This is a genomic window from Nocardioides sp. 503 (genome assembly GCF_004522095.1).
Taxonomy (GTDB): Bacteria; Actinomycetota; Actinomycetes; order Propionibacteriales; family Nocardioidaceae; genus Nocardioides.
Map to the genome: position 1 here is coordinate 1,070,977 of NZ_SPUI01000002.1, position 19,668 is coordinate 1,090,644.

The 19,668-nt window shown below is 72.2% G+C and carries 21 protein-coding genes; 12 read left to right on the top strand and 9 right to left on the bottom strand.

The features are described from left to right. Positions 1–2: 2 nt before the first annotated feature. Positions 3–875, bottom strand: coding sequence for a metallophosphoesterase (locus tag E4622_RS06170; RefSeq protein ID WP_134739143.1), 873 nt, complete (start codon positions 873–875; stop codon positions 3–5). 221 nt (positions 876–1,096) lie between these two features. Between E4622_RS06170 and E4622_RS06175 the strand changes: the two genes are divergently transcribed. From E4622_RS06175 to E4622_RS06185, 3 genes are read left to right on the top strand one after another with little or no spacing between them, the layout of a single operon-like run. Further along, positions 1,097–1,885 carry an enoyl-CoA hydratase/isomerase family protein gene (locus E4622_RS06175; protein ID WP_134739144.1) on the top strand — a complete coding sequence of 263 codons (789 nt, stop codon included), beginning with the start codon at positions 1,097–1,099 and terminating at the stop codon, positions 1,883–1,885. Positions 1,886–1,920: 35 nt separating this feature from the next. Continuing rightward, a complete protein-coding gene (locus E4622_RS06180) occupies positions 1,921–3,813 on the top strand; it encodes an ABC transporter ATP-binding protein (RefSeq protein ID WP_134739145.1) in 1,893 nt (630 codons plus the stop codon). 10 nt (positions 3,814–3,823) lie between these two features. Next, positions 3,824–4,579, top strand: a complete 756-nt coding sequence (locus E4622_RS06185) for an SDR family oxidoreductase (protein WP_134739146.1) — start codon at positions 3,824–3,826, stop codon at positions 4,577–4,579. Here the strand turns inward: E4622_RS06185 and E4622_RS06190 are convergent. Next, a complete protein-coding gene (locus tag E4622_RS06190; protein ID WP_134739147.1) occupies positions 4,465–5,451 on the bottom strand; it encodes an SURF1 family protein in 987 nt (328 codons plus the stop codon). The two genes, E4622_RS06185 and E4622_RS06190, sit on opposite strands and share 115 nt — an antisense overlap. Positions 5,452–5,486: 35 nt before the next feature. On the opposite strand from E4622_RS06190, the gene moaA reads away from it, so the two are divergent. Further along, on the top strand, positions 5,487–6,485 hold the full coding sequence (gene moaA / locus E4622_RS06195) for a GTP 3',8-cyclase MoaA (RefSeq protein ID WP_134739148.1): 999 nt from the start codon (positions 5,487–5,489) through the stop codon (positions 6,483–6,485). A 6-nt stretch (positions 6,486–6,491) separates the two neighbouring features. On the opposite strand, the gene E4622_RS06200 is transcribed toward moaA, so the two are convergent. Together E4622_RS06200 and E4622_RS06205 are read right to left on the bottom strand one after the other, a co-directional pair. Beyond that, entirely contained in the window at positions 6,492–6,692 is a 201-nt protein-coding gene (locus E4622_RS06200) for an acetone carboxylase (protein WP_134739149.1), read from the bottom strand. After that, entirely contained in the window at positions 6,692–7,012 is a 321-nt protein-coding gene (locus E4622_RS06205; RefSeq protein ID WP_134739150.1) for a DUF3099 domain-containing protein, read from the bottom strand. The genes E4622_RS06200 and E4622_RS06205 overlap by 1 nt, the downstream gene beginning before the upstream one ends. Positions 7,013–7,079: 67 nt before the next feature. Here E4622_RS06205 and E4622_RS06210 point away from each other — a divergent pair, with 67 nt between their 5' ends. The 5 genes from E4622_RS06210 (at position 7,080) to E4622_RS06230 (ending at position 11,391) form a co-directional block, all read left to right on the top strand. Then, on the top strand, positions 7,080–7,292 hold the full coding sequence (locus tag E4622_RS06210) for a dodecin (protein WP_134739151.1): 213 nt from the start codon (positions 7,080–7,082) through the stop codon (positions 7,290–7,292). Between the two features lie 61 nt (positions 7,293–7,353). Then, entirely contained in the window at positions 7,354–8,064 is a 711-nt protein-coding gene (locus E4622_RS06215) for a GAF and ANTAR domain-containing protein (protein ID WP_134739152.1), read from the top strand. Positions 8,065–8,156: 92 nt separating this feature from the next. Continuing rightward, complete coding sequence (fabG, locus tag E4622_RS06220) at positions 8,157–8,882, top strand: 3-oxoacyl-ACP reductase FabG (protein ID WP_134739153.1); 726 nt, start codon at positions 8,157–8,159, stop codon at positions 8,880–8,882. A 2-nt stretch (positions 8,883–8,884) separates the two neighbouring features. Next, complete coding sequence (gene fabI / locus E4622_RS06225; RefSeq protein ID WP_134739154.1) at positions 8,885–9,685, top strand: enoyl-ACP reductase FabI; 801 nt, start codon at positions 8,885–8,887, stop codon at positions 9,683–9,685. A 17-nt stretch (positions 9,686–9,702) separates the two neighbouring features. Beyond that, the gene (locus E4622_RS06230; RefSeq protein WP_134739155.1) at positions 9,703–11,391 is read left to right on the top strand and encodes a Mur ligase family protein; all 1,689 of its coding nucleotides are present in this window, start codon (positions 9,703–9,705) and stop codon (positions 11,389–11,391) included. Here E4622_RS06230 and E4622_RS06235 read toward each other — a convergent pair. Genes E4622_RS06235 through E4622_RS06250 form a run of 4 tightly spaced genes read right to left on the bottom strand, consistent with a single transcriptional unit; the run spans position 11,347 to position 16,198 of the window. Beyond that, positions 11,347–12,051 (bottom strand): TIGR02206 family membrane protein, encoded by a 705-nt coding sequence (locus E4622_RS06235; RefSeq protein ID WP_134739156.1) that lies wholly within the window; start codon positions 12,049–12,051, stop codon positions 11,347–11,349. The two genes, E4622_RS06230 and E4622_RS06235, sit on opposite strands and share 45 nt — an antisense overlap. A 9-nt stretch (positions 12,052–12,060) precedes the next feature. Next, positions 12,061–12,435, bottom strand: coding sequence for a cupin domain-containing protein (locus E4622_RS06240; RefSeq protein ID WP_134739157.1), 375 nt, complete (start codon positions 12,433–12,435; stop codon positions 12,061–12,063). Further along, positions 12,435–15,209, bottom strand: a complete 2,775-nt coding sequence (gene cphA / locus E4622_RS06245) for a cyanophycin synthetase (protein ID WP_134739158.1) — start codon at positions 15,207–15,209, stop codon at positions 12,435–12,437. Before cphA ends, E4622_RS06240 begins: the two co-directional genes overlap by 1 nt. Next, positions 15,206–16,198: a cyanophycinase gene (locus tag E4622_RS06250; protein ID WP_134739159.1), complete on the bottom strand. Its 993-nt coding sequence runs from the start codon at positions 16,196–16,198 to the stop codon at positions 15,206–15,208. Before E4622_RS06250 ends, cphA begins: the two co-directional genes overlap by 4 nt. A gap of 23 nt (positions 16,199–16,221) precedes the next feature. Between E4622_RS06250 and E4622_RS06255 the strand changes: the two genes are divergently transcribed. Further along, positions 16,222–16,737, top strand: coding sequence for a histidine phosphatase family protein (locus E4622_RS06255; RefSeq protein WP_134739160.1), 516 nt, complete (start codon positions 16,222–16,224; stop codon positions 16,735–16,737). A gap of 191 nt (positions 16,738–16,928) precedes the next feature. Beyond that, the gene (locus tag E4622_RS06260) at positions 16,929–17,894 is read left to right on the top strand and encodes a type IV toxin-antitoxin system AbiEi family antitoxin domain-containing protein (protein WP_134739161.1); all 966 of its coding nucleotides are present in this window, start codon (positions 16,929–16,931) and stop codon (positions 17,892–17,894) included. Positions 17,895–17,983: 89 nt separating this feature from the next. Here the strand turns inward: E4622_RS06260 and serB are convergent, their stop codons facing one another. Beyond that, entirely contained in the window at positions 17,984–19,204 is a 1,221-nt protein-coding gene (gene serB / locus E4622_RS06265) for a phosphoserine phosphatase SerB (RefSeq protein WP_134739162.1), read from the bottom strand. Between the two features lie 60 nt (positions 19,205–19,264). Between serB and E4622_RS06270 the strand changes: the two genes are divergently transcribed. Beyond that, a complete protein-coding gene (locus tag E4622_RS06270) occupies positions 19,265–19,633 on the top strand; it encodes a nuclear transport factor 2 family protein (RefSeq protein WP_134739163.1) in 369 nt (122 codons plus the stop codon). The last annotated feature ends 35 nt before the right edge of the window (positions 19,634–19,668 follow it).

Consider the following 19,668-nt stretch of genomic DNA (forward strand, 5'->3'; position numbering starts at 1 on the left):
GCTCAGTCCTCGGTCGCGTCCGCCCAGGTGACCGGGTCGGCGACGTAGGCCTCCTCCCCGACGCGGGGGTCGCGGGCGTGCAGCACGTGGAACGACGGCGAGAAGGGGCCGCCCAGCTCGACGACGGTGGCTCCGGCACCCCGGACGGCGCGGACGACGTGCGCAGGCGCGGTCAGGTCGATGCGGGTCACGACCCCCGGCGTCGACCAGACCGTCGCGGGGCCGAGGCGGCCCGTGAGCTGGAGGTGGAAGTGGCCGCACAGGACGGCCACGACGTCGGTGCCCTCGATCGCGGCCGCCAGCTCGTCGCGGTTGTGCAGGCCGGCCGACTCCGTCCAGGGCGCCGTGGGGGAGTGCAGAGGCGGGTGGTGCAGCGCCAGCACCGTCCCGTCCGGCGCGGGTGCGGACAGGACCTCGGTCAGCGCGCGCAGCTGCGCCGCGCTGACGTGCCCGTGGGCGGACCCGGGCACCAGGCTGTCCAGCGTGACCACCCTGAGGCCGCCGACGTGGCTCACGGCGGCCCGCTCGTCGTCGAGCCCGTCGAGCAGGCGGCCCGTGTCGGCGCCGTCGGGGTCCCGGTGACCCGAGCCGAGGACGGTCGCGAACGAGGGGCGCCGGTCGTGGTTGCCGGTCGTGTAGACGTGGGGGATGCCGCGCGCCTGGGCGAACCCCGACACCCGGTCGAGGACGTGGGCGCAGCCCTCCACGGAGGCGTCGTCGGCGATGTCGCCGGTGACCACGACCAGGTCGAGGTCCTGGAGGTGGCGGCAGTCGTGCAGCAGGCCGTCCAGTGCCGCCAACGCGTCGACGCCGTCCATGTCGATCCCGCTGGCGGTCACGTGGGTGTCGGACAGGTGCAGGATGCGGTGGCCCATGATCGCCCATCGTAGGACGGGGCCGAGTCCTACGGCGGCTAGACGGTGCGCACGAGCAGGCTGCTGACGAACCAGCCCGTGACGACCACGAAGCCGCCGACGAGGACCGTCCAGCGCATCGCAATCTCTAGTGACTTCATAAAGTTAATGTACCCCGCCCGTTGGGAGAGCGCCAGTGCCCACCAGGCGGCACCGTCGGCGGGGGTTCCTAGACTGCGCGCATGTCACCTGACGAGCTCGCTGCCGCCGGTCTCCGCCTCGACGTCGACGCCGTGGTCGCGACGATCACGCTGGACCGTCCCGACGTGCGCAACGCCCAGACCCCGGCCATGTGGCGTGCCCTGGGACGCATCGGCGAGGAGCTGCCCGACACGGTACGCGTCGTCGTGGTGCAGGGCGCCGGCTCCAGCTTCTCCGCCGGGCTCGACCGCACCCTGATGGACCCCCGCACCGCCCCGGAGGGCGTGGAGTCGGTCGGAGACCTGTTCGGCATGAGCGACGAGGAGATGGCGGAGACCATCGAGGTCTACCAACGCGGCTTCACCTTCCTGCGCGACCCGCGGTTCGTCTCGATCGCGGTCGTGCGCGGCCACGCCGTCGGCGCCGGCTTCCAGCTGGCCCTCTCCTGCGACCTGCGCGTCCTCGCCGACGACGCCCTGCTGTGCATGAAGGAGTCCGCGCTGGGCCTGGTCCCCGACCTCACGGGAACAAAACCGCTCGTGGAGTGTGTTGGCTATGCACGGGCACTCGAGATCTGCGCCACCGCGCGGACGGTCGGAGCGGCCGAGGCCGTCCAGATCGGCCTCGCCCTGACCGCCGTACCAGCCGAGGAGCTGGACGCGACCGTCGCGGATCTCGTCGTGGCCCTGACCGCCCCCCTCGCGGGTGCGGTGTCCGAGACCAAGGGACTGCTCCTCGGGGCAGCCCAGCGCCCCCTCGAGGAGCAGCGGCGCCTGGAGCGTGAAGCCCAGGTACGCCGGTTCCGCGAGGTGGCCCAGTTCCTGGGCTGACATGACGTCAGCTCCGGGGGAGTAGGAGGGCCCGGATGTCCGGAATGTCCCCCAACGGCGCCGCCTGGCGCAGCCTGCGCGCCGACCGGAGCGTGGTCAACAACCGCATCGAGGGCAAGACCGTGCGCCGCGTGCTCGGCTTCGCCCGACCGCACCGCCGTCTGATCAGCGTCTTCCTGGGCCTCACCGTCGTCGACGCCGCCATGGTCGTCGTGATGCCGCTGCTGGTGCAGCGCATCGTCGACGACGGCGTGCTCGCCGGCGACCGCGGCCTCGTGACCGCCCTCGCGCTGGCCATGGCCGGCGTCGCGGTCCTCACCGCCGCCCTCGCGGTCCTCGGCGGCTGGCTGTCCTCCCGCATCGGTGAGGGCCTCATCTACGACCTGCGCACGCAGGTCTTCTCCCACGTGCAGCGCCAGTCGCTCGCGTTCTTCACCCGCACCCAGACCGGCGCCCTCGTCAGCCGGCTCAACAACGACGTGATCGGCGCCCAGCGCGCCTTCACCTCCACGCTGTCCAGCACCGTCTCCAACAGCATCTCGGTGATCGTCGTCGGCATCGCGATGCTGGCGCTCAGCTGGCAGGTGACGCTGCTCTGCCTGGTGATGTTCCCGATCCTGTTCCTCATCTCCCGCTGGGTCGGCGGCCGGCTCGCCGGCCTCACCCGCCGCCAGATGGACGGCAACGCCGACCTCGGCAACGTCATGACCGAGCGGTTCAACGTCGGTGGCGCGATGCTGCTCAAGCTCTTCGGCCGGCGCGCCGACGAGGACGTGCTGTTCCGCTCCAAGGCCGCCAACGTGCGCGACCTCGGCATCCGCATCTCGCTCATCACCCGCATCTTCGGTGCCTCGATGATGCTGGTCCCGGCGCTGGCGACCGCGCTCGTCTACGGCGTGGGCGGCCACCTCGCCATCGACAAGACGCTCACCGTCGGCACCCTCCTGGCCCTGGCCACCCTGCTGCTGCGGCTGCTCGGCCCGCTCCAGGGGCTCTCCAACGTGCGGATCGACATCATGACCGCCCTGGTGAGCTTCGAGCGCGTCTTCGAGGTGCTCGACCTGCCCTCCTCGATCCGGCAGAAGCACGGCGCGATCGCGCTGCCCCGCGACGCCGGCCGCCTGGAGTTCGAGCACGTCTCGTTCACCTACCCCAAGGCCGAGGACATCTCGCTCGGCTCCCTGGAGTCGGTCGCCCGCGTGGAGTCGCGCGACAACCAGCAGGTGCTCACCGACGTCGGCTTCGTCGCCGAGCCCGGCCAGATGGTCGCGCTCGTCGGCCCCTCGGGCGCGGGCAAGACGACGATGACCCACCTGGTCGCCCGCCTCTACGACGTGGCGTCCGGCGCCGTGCGCGTCGGCGGTCACGACGTGCGCGACGTGACGCTCGACTCCCTCGAGGACGTCGTCGGCTACGTCACCCAGGACGCCCACATGTTCCACGACACGATCCGGGCCAACCTCGTCTACGCGCGCCCCGGCGCCACCGACGAGCAGATCTGGGCTGCCCTCGAGGCGGCGCAGATCGCCCACCTGGTGCGCTCCCTGCCCGACGGCCTCGACACGGTCGTGGGCGACCGCGGCTATCGCCTCTCCGGCGGCGAGCGCCAGCGCCTGGCGATCGGCCGGCTGCTGCTCAAGTCGCCCTCGATCGTCGTGCTCGACGAGGCCACCGCCCACCTCGACAGCGAGTCGGAGGCCGCCGTCCAGCGCGCCCTGGACGCCGCCCTGGAGGGCAGGACCTCGCTGGTGATCGCCCACCGCCTCTCGACGGTGCGCAACGCCGACCAGATCCTGGTGCTCGACGACGGGCGGATCGTGGAGTTCGGGACCCACACCGAGCTGCTCGCACGCGGCGGTCTCTACGCCGACCTCTACCGCACGCAGTTCCACCAGGACGTGGCGCCGGTCGCGGCCGACCTCTCCTAGGCTCGGTCGCATGGACCTCGACCTCGCCGACCGCGTCTACGTCGTCACCGGAGGGGCCCGCGGGCTGGGGCGCGCCACGGCCGACCGCCTCGTGGCGGAGGGCGCCCGCGTGGTCCTGTCGGGGCGCTCGGAGGAGTCGCTGCGCGACGCCGCCGCGGTGCTCGGCGAGCGAGCGCACGCGGTGGTGGCCGACAACGCCGACGCCGCGACGCCGGCGCGGCTGGTCGAGGCCGCCCGCGAGCGCTGGGGTCGGCTCGACGGGGCGCTGGTCAGCGTCGGCGGCCCGCCGAAGGGCCCCGTCACGGTGATCACCGACGAGCAGTGGACGACGGCGTTCGCCACCGTCTTCCTCGGGGCGGTGCGACTCGCGCGCGAGATCGGCCAGGAGCTGCCCTCGGGCGGCTCGCTGGCGCTGGTGCTCTCCTCGAGCGTCAAGGCGCCCCTGGCCGAGATGGCGCTGTCCAACGGCCTGCGACCGGGACTCGCCATGGTCGCCAAGACGCTCGCCGACGAGCTGGGTCCGCGCGGCGTGCGCGTCAACGGCCTGCTGCCCGGGCGCGTGGCCACCGAGCGGGTGGCCGAGCTGGACGAGAGCACCGGCGACCCGGAGGCCGCCCGGCGCGCGGCGCTGGCGACGATCCCGCTGGGACGCTACGGCGAGCCGGAGGAGTTCGGCCGAGCTGCGGCCTTCCTGCTCTCGCCCGCCGCGTCGTTCGTCTCCGGGGTGATGCTGCCCGTCGACGGCGGCATGCTCCGCTCGCTCTGAGCCGCCAGGGCCTTCTCCTCCGCCTCGCGCGCCTCGGCCTCGCGCCGCGCCCGCACGTAGGGGTGGTTGCTCTGGCGCTCCTTCTTGACCTTGGGCGCCCGCGGCCCGGACGGGCGCGGCCCGCGCACGGGCCGGCCGCCGCGGCGGGCGGTGCGCCACTCGTCGTACATCAGGTAGAAGAAGCCGAAGACGGCGAGGACGCCGAAGAACCACCACTGCAGCCCGTAGAAGAAGTGCGGGCCGTTGTCGAGCTCGGGCAGCTCGACCGGGTCGAGCGAGGCGGCCGGCGGCGGGTCCTCCGACCGGAGCTCGACGAAGCCGCCGTAGACGTCGCGGTCGAGTGCCTCGCCGATCGCGCCGCTGTCGATGGCACGGGTGGAGCCGTCGTGGACCTCGGTCGAGCTGCCGGCCCCGTTGGCGCGCAGCCAGCCGGTGACCGTGACCTCGCCCTCCGGGGGAGCCGGTACGTCGTCCAGCGCGGCGTCGCCCTGGTTGTCGGTCGCCATCCAGCCGCGGTCGACGAGCAGCGAGGTGCCCGACGAGGTCACCAGCGGGACGACCACGTCGATGCCCGAGACGCCCTCGCGGGTGCGGTAGCGCACGATGACGGTGTCCTCGTCGGCGTAGGTCCCGGTGGCGGTCACGACCAGCCACTGGTCGTCCTCCCCGACGGTGTCGCCGTCGCCCAGCACCTGCTCGACCGGGGCGGGGGCGCCGTCCTCGTTGGCCCGGACGACCTGGTTGCGCTCCTTGCGGTCCGCGAGCCGGTCGAACTGCCACTGGCCCAGCCACCAGGTCGCGCAGGCGACGACGACGATGGCCAGCGCGAACAGCGCCCAGCGCCTGCTCAGGAGGAACCGGAAGCCGCGCACCCCCCGAGATTATCCGCGCCGCCTAGACTCATGTCATGGAGGTCTTGAAGCTCGGGGACAGGTTCGGCCGTGTGGCCACGGACCTGCGCGTCTCGCTGACCGACAAGTGCAACCTGCGGTGCACCTACTGCATGCCCGCCGAGGGCCTCGACTGGATGCCCGACGACAAGATGCTCACCGACGACGAGCTGGTCCGGCTGATCCGCGTAGGGGTCGAGCGTCTCGGGATCGAGGAGATCCGCTTCACCGGTGGCGAGCCGCTCGTGCGTCGCGGCATCGTCGGCCTCATCGGCCGCGTGCGCGACATCGACCCGCACGTCGACCTCTCCATGACCACCAACGCGCTCGGCCTGGCGCGCTCGGCGCAGGCACTGGCCGACGCCGGCCTCAACCGCGTCAACGTCAGCCTCGACACCGTGCGCGCCGACACCTTCAAGACCATCACCCGCCGCGACCGCGTCGACGACGTCATCGCCGGTCTGGCCGCGGCCGAGGCGGCGGGGATGGGCCCGGTGAAGGTCAACGCCGTGCTCATGCGCGGGGTCAACGACGACCAGGCGGCCGAGCTGCTGCGCTGGTGCCTGGACCGCGGCTACGAGCTGCGGTTCATCGAGCAGATGCCCCTCGACGCCCAGCACGGTTGGCAGCGCGACGGGATGATCACCGCTGACGAGATCTTCGCCCAGCTGGCGACCGTCTTCGAGCTGACCCCGGCGGAGGAGCCGCGCGGCAGCGCCCCGGCGGAGCTCTTCCGGGTCGACGGCGGTCCCGGCACGGTGGGCGTCATCGCCTCGGTCACCCGCCCGTTCTGCGGCGACTGCGACCGGGTCCGGCTCACCGCCGACGGGCAGGTCCGCAACTGCCTCTTCGCCCGCGACGAGTCCGACCTGCGCCTGGCCCTGCGCAGCGGCGCCACCGACGAGGAGATCGCCCGGCGCTGGGTCACCGCCGTCGTCGGCAAGCTCCCGGGCCACGGCATCGACGACCCGGGCTTCCTGCAGCCCGACCGGCCGATGTCCGCCATCGGGGGATGAGGGCCGCTACTCGTCGCTCGATGAGTGCGGCTGCACGTCCTTGAGGAACTGGCGCGCCGTCAGGAAGTCCGAGAGCGACCCCCGGTGCTCGTCGCAGGCGAGCCAGATCTTGCGGCGCTCGGGCGTGTGCAGCTTGGGGTTGTTCCACAGCAGCTGCCACGTGGCAGGCGCCTGACATCCCTTGGCGGAGCAGAGGTCGGGATCCATCAGTCGCGGTGGGCCGCTGCGGTGGGCAGCTCCGGGTGCGACCCCGGAGCTCCGCGCAGCTCGAAGGAGTCGCTGCGCATGGTCGTGGCGTTGGCCAGCACGACCGCGATGTAGGGCAGGATGATCGCGCCCGCGATGAGGAACGGCCACAGCCAGTCGAGGCCGGCGAGGGCCGCGACCACCGCTCCGACGAAGCAGGCGGAGCGCAGGCTCATCGACAGCAGGTAGCGCTTCTGACGTGCGGCGATGTCCTCGCTGCGGCTCGCGGCCGCGGTCGTGATCCGCACCGCGTCGCCGTCTGTCCTGCGTCCCCGAGCCATGACTCGATCCTACGTCGGTCGCGGTAGCCTCCTGAGTCCGCAGTGCACCGTCGTCGAGAGGCTCCCCATGACCAACCGCACCTACCGCGTGACCGAGATCGTCGGCACCTCGCCGGAGGGCATCGACGCCGCCATCCGCAACGGCGTCGAGCGGGCCGCCAAGACGCTGCGCCATCTCGACTGGTTCGAGGTCACCCAGGTCCGCGGCCAGGTCAAGGACGGCACGGTCGAGCACTTCCAGGTCGGCATCAAGGTCGGCTTCCGCCTCGAGGACGACTGAGCGTCCCGGGACACCCGCCCCTGCGGGGGTACTTCGTGGGGGTCGGGGTACTGGTGCCCCCATGGAGCTCATCCCGGGAACTGACGCCGCGATCGAGAGCTTCGGACCGTTCGCGATCGAGCAGGAGGACCTGCGTGCCGAGCTGCTGGACCTGGCCTCCCAGGTGGAGCAGCTGGTCCCGCAGTGCGTCGGCCTCAGCATCGGGTCGAACGTCGATGGCGTCACCTTCACCGTGGTGGCCACCGCGGTCGAGATCGCGGCTCTGGACGCCGTGCAGTACCTCGAGGGCGGTCCATGTGTCGCGGGCGCCACGGACGACCGGATCCTGGGCTACGACAGCGACGAGCTGATGAACGAGCAGGGGTGGCAGCTGTTCGCGACGGCGACGAGCGCCGCCCACGTGGCGAGCACCCTCACCGTGCCCGTCATGGCCGAGGGTCGGGTCGTCGGCACCGTGAACCTCTACGCCTCCACCCCGGACGCCTTCGACGGGCACCACGAGGCCGTCGCCGACCTCTTCGGAGCCTGGGCGCCGGCGGCGATCATCAACGCCGATCTGGCGTTCCACACCCGCACCACGGCCGAGCAGGCCCCCGAGATCCTGCGCGACGACGTCGACATCACCATCGCCTGGACACTGCTGGCCGAGCGGGAGGACATCGACATCGACGCTGCGCGGGAGCGACTGCGCCAGGTCGCACAGCAGGCAGGCGTCACCGAGGCCCAGGTCGCGCGAACGCTGATCGGGTTGGAGGCCGACGACGGCGGATAGTCGCGCGTGACTGTCGCCCACGCCCCCGGTCCTGACCTCGTGGCGACCCCGGGAGTAGGGCTACCTCCCGGTAATCGCTAGCGTCGACGACTGTGAGCAACGAGACCCAGCACGAGCCCCGGTCGGTCCTGGTCACCGGCGGCAACCGCGGCATCGGCCGCGCCATCGCCGAGGCCTTCCTCGCGCAGGGCGACAAGGTCGCCGTGACCACGCGCAACGGCGGGGCGCCCGAGGGCGCGCTCGACGTGCGCTGCGACGTGACGGACCCGGCGGCCGTCGAGGCGGCGTTCGCGACGGTGGAGGCCGAGCACGGCCCGGTGGAGGTGCTCGTGGCCAACGCCGGGATCACCGCCGACACGCTGGTGCTGCGGATGTCGGAGGAGCAGTGGTCCTCGGTCATCGACACCAACCTCACCGGCTCCTTCCGGCTGGCCAAGCGCGCGGCCAAGGGCATGCTGCGCCAGCGCAAGGGCCGGATCATCTTCATCTCCTCGGTCGTGGGCCTCCTCGGCTCGCCGGGGCAGGTCAACTACGCCGCCTCCAAGGCCGGCCTGGTCGGCATGGCGCGCTCGCTGGCTCGCGAGCTGGGCTCGCGCTCGATCACGGCCAACGTCGTGGCGCCGGGCTTCGTGGAGACCGACATGACGGGCGTGCTCACCGACGAGCAGCGCGCGGGCATCAAGAGCCAGGTGCCGTTGGGCCGGTACGCCGCGCCCGAGGAGGTCGCCGCCGCGGTGACCTGGCTGGCCGGCGACGGTGGCGCCTACGTCACCGGAGCGGTCATCCCGGTGGACGGCGGACTAGGAATGGGGCACTGAGCATGAGCGACAGCACGAGCAGCATCAACCCGAACGGCATCCTCGCCGGCAAGCGGATCCTGGTCGCCGGGGTGACGATGGACAGCTCCATCGGCTTCGCCACGGCCAAGGTCGCGCAGGAGCAGGGCGCCACGGTGCTCATCTCCAACTTCGGTCGCGCGCTGGGCATCACCCGGCGCATCGCCAAGCGCCTGCCCGAGACCCCGCCGGTCATCGAGCTCGACGTGACCGACGAGGACCACCTCGCCGCCCTGCCCGACGCCGTGCGCGAGCACGTCGACGGTCTCGACGGCGTCGTGCACTCCATCGCCTACGGCAACCCCGCGACGCTCCTGGGTGGCAACTTCCTCGACGGGCCCTGGGACGACGTCGCCCAGGCGATGCAGGTGTCGGCGTACTCCCTCAAGGCGCTGACCCAGGCCTCCCGGCCGCTGATGGCCTCCGGCGGGTCCGTCGTGGGCCTTACCTTCGACGCCACCGTCGCCTGGCCGGCCTACGACTGGATGGGCGTGGCCAAGGCCGCGCTCGAGTCGACCTCGCGCTACCTCGCGCGCGACCTCGGCGCGGAGGGCATCCGGGTCAACCTCGTGGCCGCCGGTCCGCTGCGCACGCTGGCCGCCAAGGCGATCCCGGGGTTCAGCGACCTCGAGGACCTGTGGGGGAGCCGCGCGCCGCTCGGCTGGGACAACACCGACCAGGAGCCGACGGCCAAGGCCGTGTGCGCGCTGCTGTCGGACTTCTTCCCGGCCACGACCGGCGAGATCGTGCACGTCGACGGCGGCTTCCACGCGATGGGTGCCTGACCGATAGCGTCTGGGCGGTGACGTCCTCCCTCATCGAGATCCGGGTCCTCGAGGGACCCAACCTGTACTTCCCGCGCGCGGCCATCAAGCTGACGCTCGACATCAGCGCGCTGGCCGCCGCCTCGGAGGAGACGGCGCTGCGCTTCGCGACGCGGATCGGGCTCAAGAACGCCCGTCCCGGCGCGGTCGAGTCGGGCTTCCGGCAGCGGTTCGCGCTGCGGGCGGTCGGCCGGCTGGTGCGGGCCGTCGCCCAGGAGTCCGGTACGTCGCGGCTCGGCGTGCGGGTGCGGCCGACGAGCGACCAGCACCAGATCGTGGTCGCCTTCCCGTGGTCGCACCGCGAGCGCGCGCAGGAGATGGGCCGCGCGATCGGCGACGTCCTGGACGCGCTGCTCAGCAAGGACATCGACGCCGCCGTCAGCGCGGCCGCCGAGCGGGTCTCGGCCAGCGAGCCGGGGGAGGGCCCCCTTACGCTGACCCCGTCGGTGCCGGTCGTGGCCGTCACCGGCACCAACGGCAAGACCACGACGTCGCGGATGATCGCCCACATCGGCCGCACGGACGGGCGCCTCGTCGGCTGGTCCAACACCGACGGCATCTACATCGACGGCGAGCTCGTCGAGGGTGGCGACTACTCCGGGCCGAGCGGGGCCGGGCGGGTGCTCGCGCACCCGCAGGTGGAGCTGGCCGTCACCGAGACCGCCCGCGGCGGGATCCTGCTCAAGGGGATCGGGCTCACGCGCAACGACGTCTCGGTGGTCACCAACGTCTCCGCCGACCACCTGGGGCAGCAGGGCATCGACACCGTCGACCAGCTCGCCGAGGTGAAGGCGGTCGTGCCCCGCATCACCCGCAAGAGCGGCTGGGCCGTCCTCAACGCCGACGACCCCCGCGTCTACGACATGCGCAACGTCGTGCGGGCGAAGCCGTGGGTCTTCAGCCGCGACCCGGACTCGCCCGCGATCCGCGAGACGCTCAACGCCGGCGGCCGCGCGACCACGGTGATCGACGGCTGGGTGTCGGTGCTGACACCCAAGGCCGACCCGGACCCGCTCGTCGAGCTCGTGGACGTGCCGATGACGCTGGCCGGCCTGTCGCGCTTCAACGTCGAGAACACCCTGGCGGCGGTCTCCGCGTCGCTGGCCGTCGGCATCTCGCGCGAGGTGGTGGTCGAGGGGCTGCGCACCTTCCTGCCCGACGCCGAGCACAACCCGGGACGGATGAACTTCTTCTCGCTGGGGGAGGTCTCGGTCGTGATGGACCTGGCCCACAACGAGGCCGGGCTCGAGGCGCTGATGGAGATCATGAACGGCGTCCGCCGCCCGGGCGCGCGGCTGCTGCTCGGTCTCGGGGTGGTCGGCGACCGCCAGGACGAGCTGATCGAGAAGCTCGGCGAGATCGCGGCCCGCGACAGCGACGTGGTGGCGATCGGCCATAAGGAGAAGTACCTGCGGGGGCGCACGCCCGAGGAGCTCGAGGCACTGATGCGCGCGGGCGCCGAGCGGGTCGGGGTCACCGGCGTGCCGGCGTACCCGACGGAGGTGTCCGTCCTGGCCGCCCTGGTCGGCCAGGCGCTGCCCGGTGACGTCGTGGGCCTGATGTGCCACGCCGAGCGTGAGGAGTGCTACGAGTGGATCGCCGAGCACGGCGGCAGGCCGGACTCAGCCGAGGCGCTCGCCGCCAAGGTGCGTGCGGCCCGGGAGTGAGCCCCGACGGGTCCACGGCCACGTCATCAGGGCCCACACGACGATGACGATGCCGATCTCGGCCAGCACGTAGACCGGCCACGGGCCCAGCAGGTCGAGGACCGAGCCGCCGCCGGGCTTGCGCTGGAGGTAGCCGTAGTTGGTGCCGGCCACCTCGTTGAAGGCGAAGGCGCACACCGCCCAGGCGAACGTCGCGGCCACGGTGAACCGGTAGTCGCGCCAGCCGGGCGGCAGCCGGAGGCCCCAGACGAGGAAGACCGCCGCCCAGACCACCAGCAGGTGGATGAACCAGTAGGCGAGGTAGCGCACGTCGGGGAAGTCCTCCCCGAGCGACGGCGTCACGATCGCCTGGGTGGTGAGGACGAGGCCCCAGAAGTAGGTCAGCGCCACGGCGTAGCGATGGTGCGTCCAGAGCGCGACGGCCGCCGCGACCCAGGCGAGGTCACTGAGGTGGAAGGGCAGCGAGACGCCCAGCTCGAAGCGGGTCGCGATGTCGTAGACCTGCGTGGGGACGTGGACCAGCGGGATGGCCAGCGCCGCGCCGCGGCTGACGAGGCGGCCGCCGGTGCGTCGCTCCCAGCGGCCGAGCAGGACGGCCAGCGGCAGCCCCGCGACGAAGACGACCAGCATCACCACGTGCGAGGTGCTGTAGGCGTCCATCGTCGTGTCTCAGACGTCGCCCGGGTCGACGTGGTGCCCGGGCGTGCCGACCTCGACCTCGCCCTCGAGCACGAGCGCGACCAGGCCGTCGACCGTGCGGGTCTCGTGCGGCTCGTGCGGCTCCCAGACCACCGCCTGGCCAGGACCGACCGTCACGGCCTCGCCGGTGCCGTCGGACCCGCCGAAGACGACCGCCTCGCCGTCGAGCACCACCAGCAGCTGGCGCGCCGCCGCCGGGTGCCGCCCGATCACGCCTCCGGGGGCGAGGGTGACGGTCACCAGGTGGGCCTCGGCCGTCAGCCCGAACGCCGCCACGGAGAAGCCCTTGCTGCCGTGGGAGTCGACCCGGCGGCCGCGGAGGGTGGTGAGGTCCAGGACGCGCATCAGGCCTCGGTCGGGGCCGCGACGTAGTCGGGGTCGCCCGCCGGTGCCTCGGACGTGACACCGGCCCCGGCCTGGGCCTGCGAGGACCAGCTCTCGAGCTCGGTCATCACGGCCGCGTGCTTGTCGACGCAGATGACGACGAGGTCGCCGCGGTTGGCGCGGGCCATCGCGTGGCGCACGGCCTCGATCTCCTCGTGCACCTCCTCGACCTGCTTGCAGCGGGCACCGGCGTCCATGGCGGCGCGGACGCCCTCGGTCACGAGGCCGGCGACGTCGCCGCGCTCACGGCCGCGCAGCTGGACGTCCTCACGGACGATGACCACGTCGAAGTGCTGCGCGGCGATCTCGCCCAGCTCGCGCATGTCCTGGTCGCGGCGGTCGCCGGCGGTGGCGATGACGCCGATGCGCGAGGGCCGGGCCAGGTCGTGCGAGGACGCCAGGGTCTCGCCCACGCGGTCGACGAAGTCGCCGAGCATCCGCATGCCCGGGGCGTTGTGGCAGTAGTCGACGATGACGTTGACGCCGTTGACCTCGACCTCGTTGAGGCGGCCGGGGGAGAGGTAGTAACTGGTGGAGAACGTCCGCAAGCCCTGGCGGATGTCGTGGAGCGGGGCGCCTGCTGCGAACGCCGCCGCGGCGGCGCCGAGGGCGTTCTGGACGTTCATGCGGGCGCGGCCGCCGAACGTCGCCGGCAGGAGGTGGGTCCAGGCCAGCTGCATCTCGCGCGGACCGTGCTTGACGACGATCATCTCGCCGCGCTCGGACGGGTTGAGGACCAGCGCCTTGCCGCCGCGGCGGCAGTGGGCGTCGATCATGTCGCGAGTCTCCGAGCCGGGCTCCTCCATGGAGAACCAGACGACCTGGCCCGAGCAGCGCCGACGCATCTCGCGCACCAGCGGGTCGTCGGCGTTGAGCACGGCGTGGCCGTCGCGGGGGACCGCCTCGACCAGCACCGCCTTGACGTCGGCGAGCTGCTCGACGGTGTCGATGCCGCGCAGGCCGAGGTGGTCGGGCTGCACGTTGAGGACGACCGCGACGTCGTTGCGCTCGTAGCCCAGGCCCTCGCGCAGGATGCCGCCGCGGGCGACCTCGAAGACCGCGAAGTCGACGCGGGGGTTCTGCAGGACCATGCGGGCCGAGCGGGGGCCCGAGGCGTCCGAGCGGATCAGCAGCCGCTCGTCGATGACGACGCCGTCGGTGGAGGTCATGCCGACCTTGCGGCCCATGCCCTTGAAGATGTGGCTGATCATCCGCGACGTCGTGGTCTTGCCGTTGGTGCCGGTGACGGCCACGATCGGGATCCGGCTGGTCGCGCCCGGCGGGAAGAGCATGTCGACCACCGGCTTGGCGATGAACTGCGGCTCGCCGATCGTCGGGTGGGTGTGCATCCGGAAGCCCGGAGCGGCGTTGATCTCGCAGATCGCCCCGCCCGTCTCGCGCACCGGCTCGGTGATGTCGGGGCAGATGAAGTCGATGCCGGCGATGTCGAGGCCGACCATGCGGGCGGCCTCCTCGGCGATCTCGACGTTCTCCGGGTGGGCCTCGAACGTGCGGTCGATGGAGATGCCGCCGGTGGACATGTTGCCGGTCAGCGCGAGCTTCACGACCTGGCCGTCGGGCGGGACGTCGGACATGGCGTAGCCCTGGTCGCGGACCAGGTCGACCGCCGCGTCGTCGACCTTGATCCGGGTCAGGACCTTCTCGTGGCCCACACCGCGGCGCGGGTCGGCGTTGGCGGTGTCGACCAGCTGCTCCACGGTGCTGGTGCCGTCGCCGGTGACCGAGGCCGGCACCCGCTCGGCGATGGCCGCGACGCGGCCGTCGATGATCAGGCAGCGGTAGTCCTTGCCGACGATGAGCGACTCGACGACCACCACCCCGCGGCGCGACTGCTCCTTGGCGATCGGGAACGCCTCGCGCACGTCGTCGGCGTCCTGCAGGTCGAGGCAGACGCCGCGGCCGTGGTTGCCGTCGAGGGGCTTGACGACCACGGGGTAGCCGATCCGCTCGGCGGCGCGGACGGCCTGGTCCTCGGTGCGGACGGTGTCCTGCTTGGGGACGGGCAGCCCGGCGGCGCCGAGCAGCCGGGTGGTGAGGTCCTTGTCGGAGGCGATGTCGACGGCGATGGCGGAGGTGTTGGACGTCATCGTGGCGCGGATGCGCTTGGCGTGGACGCCCTGGCCGAGCTGGACCAGGGAGTGCTGGTTGAGCCGGATCCACGGGATGTCGCGGGACACTGCCTCGTCGAGGATGGCCTGCGTGGAGGGACCGAACGCCGTGCGCTCGGCGCGCAGGATGAAGGACTCGAGCTCCTCGTCCCAGTCGAGCTCGGGGTCGGCCTGCACGAGGTGGTTGACCAGTCGCACGGCGAGCCTGGCCGCGGCGAGGCCGACCTGCTCGTCGGCGTACCCGAAGATGACGTTGTAGAGGCCCTTCGAGCCGCGCACCTGGCGGGTCTTGCCGCGCCGGATGTCGTGGCCGACGACCTGCTGCAGCGCCAGCGCCGTGTGCTCGGCGACGTGGCCCAGCCAGGTGCCTTCGTTGAGGCGCTCGACGAAGCCGCCGCGCTTGCCGCGCGAGCAGGAGTGCTCGCGCAGGCCGGGCAGCATCTGCAGGAGGTTGTCGGTGAAGCCGGGGATGGTGTTGGTCGGGTAGTCCTCGAGGGAGCCGAGGTCCACGACGAGGTGGATCGCCTTGTCGTAGGACCAGATGTTGGCTCCGCGGTAGACCCGGGTCTCGACGATGTCGAGGTCGGGGGTGGGGCGTTCGCTCATGAGGTGACTCCGTCCGGTCCGTGGGTGGGCGGTGTGCTCTGGCGGCGGGCCCGCGCGAGGCGGCGCCGGAGGGCGGCGGGCGAGGCGTCGGCCGCCGCGATGTCGCGCGCCATCTGGCGCAGGTCGTGGCTGGCCTCGGCGATCTCCGCGGCCTCCTCGAGGTCGACGCGCTGGTCGGGCGCCACGAGGGTGCGGGTGGTGAGGTCGAACTCGCTGCCGGCCGGGAGCGCGTGCAGGACCACGCCGCTGGCGAGGATCGGCGCCGAGCGCTTGGCCTCGAAGGCGTCGGTGGTGATGCGCGCGGGGTCGAAGACCGTGACCGCGCCGCGACCGACCACGCGCAGGACCTCGTGCTCCTCGCCGTCGACCTCGCGGCGCTCGACGACCGCGGCGGTGTCCTCGTCGACACCGATCCCGAGCAGCTGGGGGGACTGGGCGACGATCATCAGCAGGCGGCCGTAGCGGTTGCGCTGGTCGAAGTGCTGGTCGATCACCGACGTCTGCAGCAGGCCGAGTCCCGCGGCGACCTGGGTCATCCGCTGCTTGGCCGTCGCGCCGGGGCCGCCGAACGCGACCATGTGGCTGGACTGGATGCTCGCGCCCGCCGACGTACCGGCCACGACGACGCCGCGCTCGTGGGCCGCGATGATCGCCTCGCCCAGCGGCGTGCCGCCGATGATCGCGGACAGCTTGAGCTGGTTGCCGCCGGTCATGAAGATGCCCGTCGCGTCGCCGAGCGACTTGACCAGCGCTTCGTCGTGCGCGTCGTCGCGGGTCTCCGGGCGGATGGCGATCACCTCGGCCGCGCCCTCGCGGCGGAACAGGGCGTCGTAGACCTGCACGACCTCGATCCCGAGGGAGGAGGCGGTCGGGATGACGGCGATGCGCGCGTCGGCCCCACCCGCGGCCGCGACGAACTCCTTGAGGATGCTGCGCCTGCGGAGCTTGTCCTCGGCGCCGCCGATGATCATGAGGGGTCCCTTGGGCATGCGAGTCACCCTATGGTGTGACGATGCCCGCAGCTCACCGCACCATCGTGGTCATGCGTCACGCCAAGGCCGAGCAGGTCGGGGACACCGACCAGCAGCGCGCCCTCGCCGCTCGCGGCCACGACGACGCGGCCGCCGCCGGCGCGTGGCTGGCCGCGCGCGGCGTACGTCCCGACGTCGCGCTGGTCTCCGCCGCGACGCGCACGCAGCAGACCTGGGCCGCGGTCGCGACGGGAGCTGCCTGGGACCTCGAGCCGTCGCTCGACGAGGGCCTCTACTCCGCCGGCCCGGACACCGTCCTGGACCTCCTGCGCGGGCTCCCCGACTCCGCGTCCAGCGTGGTGGTCGTCGGCCACAACCCGACGATGGCCTACGTCGCCACCACGCTCGACGACGGCGAGGGCGACCCCGCCGCCGCCACCGACCTCGCCGGCGGCTTCCCCACCTGCTCCCTCGCCGTCTTCTCCTACTCCGGCCCCTGGTCCGACCTCGACCTCGGCTCTGCCACTCTGCGCGCGTTCCATGTGGGGCGTGGGTAGCAGGTTTTTCAGCAGATGCTGAAAAACCTGACGTTCTGGGGTGGAATTCTGGCCCGGAAGCGACAGGAAATGCCCAGAAGGTGCTCGACCTCCGAGCCGGCTGCCGTCCCAGGGATCGGCTGAGTCAGCGACAATCCACAGGCTGAGTGCAGGGCCGCGCGGCGACGTCGTTGCTGGCCGAGGGTGGCTGAATGTTCCTTCCCAAGACGACCCGCCCTGCTGATGACCCACGCAACGGTCCCCTGATCTTCCGGCGCGACCTGCTCGCCCAGGGATACGACGACCGGGCGATCGCTCGGCTCGTGCGGCGCGAGGGCCTCGTCAGGGTCCGGGCCGGGGCGTACGTGCCCGCGCTGGTATGGAGCGCCAGCGATGCCCAGGCTCGCTTCGTGCTGCGCGGCCGCGCCGTCCTCGGCGCATCCCGAACCCCGGTCGTCCTGTCCCACACGTCGGCACTGGCCGAGTGGGACGTGCCGCTGTGGGGGTTCGACCTGTCGACGGTCCACACCACTCGGACCGACCAGCTGTCGGGCAGGCGTGGCCGGGACATCCATCAGCACGAGGGACGGATGTGGCCGGGCGACCTGGCCGTCGTCAACGGCGTCCCTGTCATGACGCCGGCGCGTGCCTGTCTCGAGGCGGCCACGCTGGGCCGCACCGAGTCGGCGCTGTGTGCTGCCAACGACGTCCTTCACCGCCGCCTGGCCACGTCCGCGGCCCTGCACACGCAGTACGTCGGCATGGAGAACTGGCCGAACTCGCTCCAGGTGGAGCTACTCCTCCGGTTGGCCGACGGGAGGATCGAGTCGTTGGGGGAGAGCCGGTTCTTCTGGTGCTGCTTCCAGCAGGGGCTGCCCCGTCCCACGTTGCAGTACCTGGTCAGGGACGCCTCGGGGCGGATCGTGGCGCGACTCGACTTCGCGTGGCCCCAGCACCGGGTCTGGCTCGAGTTCGACGGCAACGTGAAGTACGAGAAGTTCCTCAGAGTCGGGGAACGGGCCAGCGACGTGGTCCTGAGGGAGCGGGACCTAGAACGGATGGTGGCCGGGTTGACCGGCTGGCGCTGCATCCGGATCACCTGGTCGGACCTGGCTGACCCCGTCCGCCTCGCGGCCAGCATCCGTGCCGAGCTGCAGCAGGTCGCGGTCGCGTCCTGAGCCGAACGCTTCTGGGTGTTTACCCGCGCTTCTGGGCCGAAATTCTGGCCCGGAAGCGCTGGGTTTTCAGCAGATGCTGAAAAACCTGCTCACGACACCGGCGGCGAGGGGGTGACGATGCCGGCCTCGGCGTCGGCCATCTCGATCTCCTCGCGGGAGATGCCGAGGAGGTAGACGATGGCGTCGAGGTAGGGGACGTTGACGGAGGTGTCGGCCGCCTGCTGGACGATGGGGCGGGCGTTGTAGGCGATGCCGAGGCCGGCGGCGTTGAGCATGTCGAGGTCGTTGGCGCCGTCGCCGATGGCGATGACGGCGGCCTCGGGGACGCCGACCTCCTCCGCGAACTCGCGCAGCGCGCGGGCCTTGCCCGCGCGGTCGACGACGTCGCCCACGATCTCGCCGGTGATGACGCCGTCGACGATCTCGAGCTCGTTGGCGCGGGCGTAGTGGATGCCGAGGTCCGCGGCGAGACGGTCGGTGATCTGGCTGAAGCCGCCGGAGACGATCGCGAAGCGGTAGCCCAGGCGGCGCAGGGTGCGGACCATGGTGCGGGCGCCCGGGGTCACCACGATCTCGTCGTAGACCTCGTCGAGGACCGAGGCGTGCAGGCCGGAGAGCAGCCGCACCCGGGCACGCAGGGACGCCTCGAAGTCGAGCTCGCCGCGCATCGCGGACTCGGTGATGCGCGCGACCTCCGCCTCGTGGCCGGCATGGGCGGCCAGCATCTCGATGACCTCGCCCTGGATCAGGGTGGAGTCGACGTCGAGGACGATGAGCCGCATCCCGCGGCGCAGCAGGTTCGCGGGCTGTACGGCGACGTCCACCGACTGGGCCGCGGCCTCGGCGGCGAGCAGGGCGCGCAGCCGGACGGGGTCGGCGCCGGAGACGTGGAGGTCGATCGCGGTGACGGGGTAGCGCGCCATCCGCTCGATGCGGTCGATGTTGCCCCCGCAGTCGGCGATCCGCCCGGCGATCGCCGACATCGCGCCGGCCTTGAGCGGGGAGCCGATGATCGTCACGTGCGAGCGGCCCTCGCGGCGCGGCTTGTTGTCGCCGGAGCCGCGGTCGACCTCGACCACCATGCCCAGGGACGAGGCGGTCTCCTCGACGGCGGCCTGGAGCCTGCGCCAGTCGCGGGGGGCGGTGACCAGCACGCCGAGGATGAGCCGGCGCCGGAGCAGGATCTGCTCGATGTCGAGCACCTCGACCCCGGCCTGCGCGAGCGCGGCGAAGATCGAGGAGGTCACGCCGGGGCGGTCCTTGCCGGTGAGGGTGATCAGGAGCGTCTCGGGCTTCGACGTGGGGCTCATGATGAGGGCGAGGCTATCGTCCGGACGGCCGGTGTCGGTGGTCCCGTCCATGCTGGGGCCATGTCCGACATCGACAGCACCGCCCGCCTGCTGGAGCGCTACGGCGCCGCCGTGACGGGTCGCGACTGGGCGGCCCTGGCCTCCCTGCTCGCGCCCGCCTTCAGCGCCACCCTGCTCCACACCGGGGAGCGCTTCGACCGCGACGGCTTCGTCGCGCTCAACGCCGACTACCTCGGCGACTGGGTCTTCCACGTCGACGAGGTCGTCGACGGAGGCGACCGCTCGGTGCTCCGGTCGCACACCGTCCTCGGCGAGGAGACCTACCACGCGGCGTCCTTCGCCCGCGCTGCCGACGGGCTGCTCACCGAGCTCGTCGAGGTCTGGACCGAGGCCGTGGCCGATCACCCGACTCGCGGAGGCACGCCGTGAGCCGCCCGGACCACGTCCTCGACCGCGCCGCACCC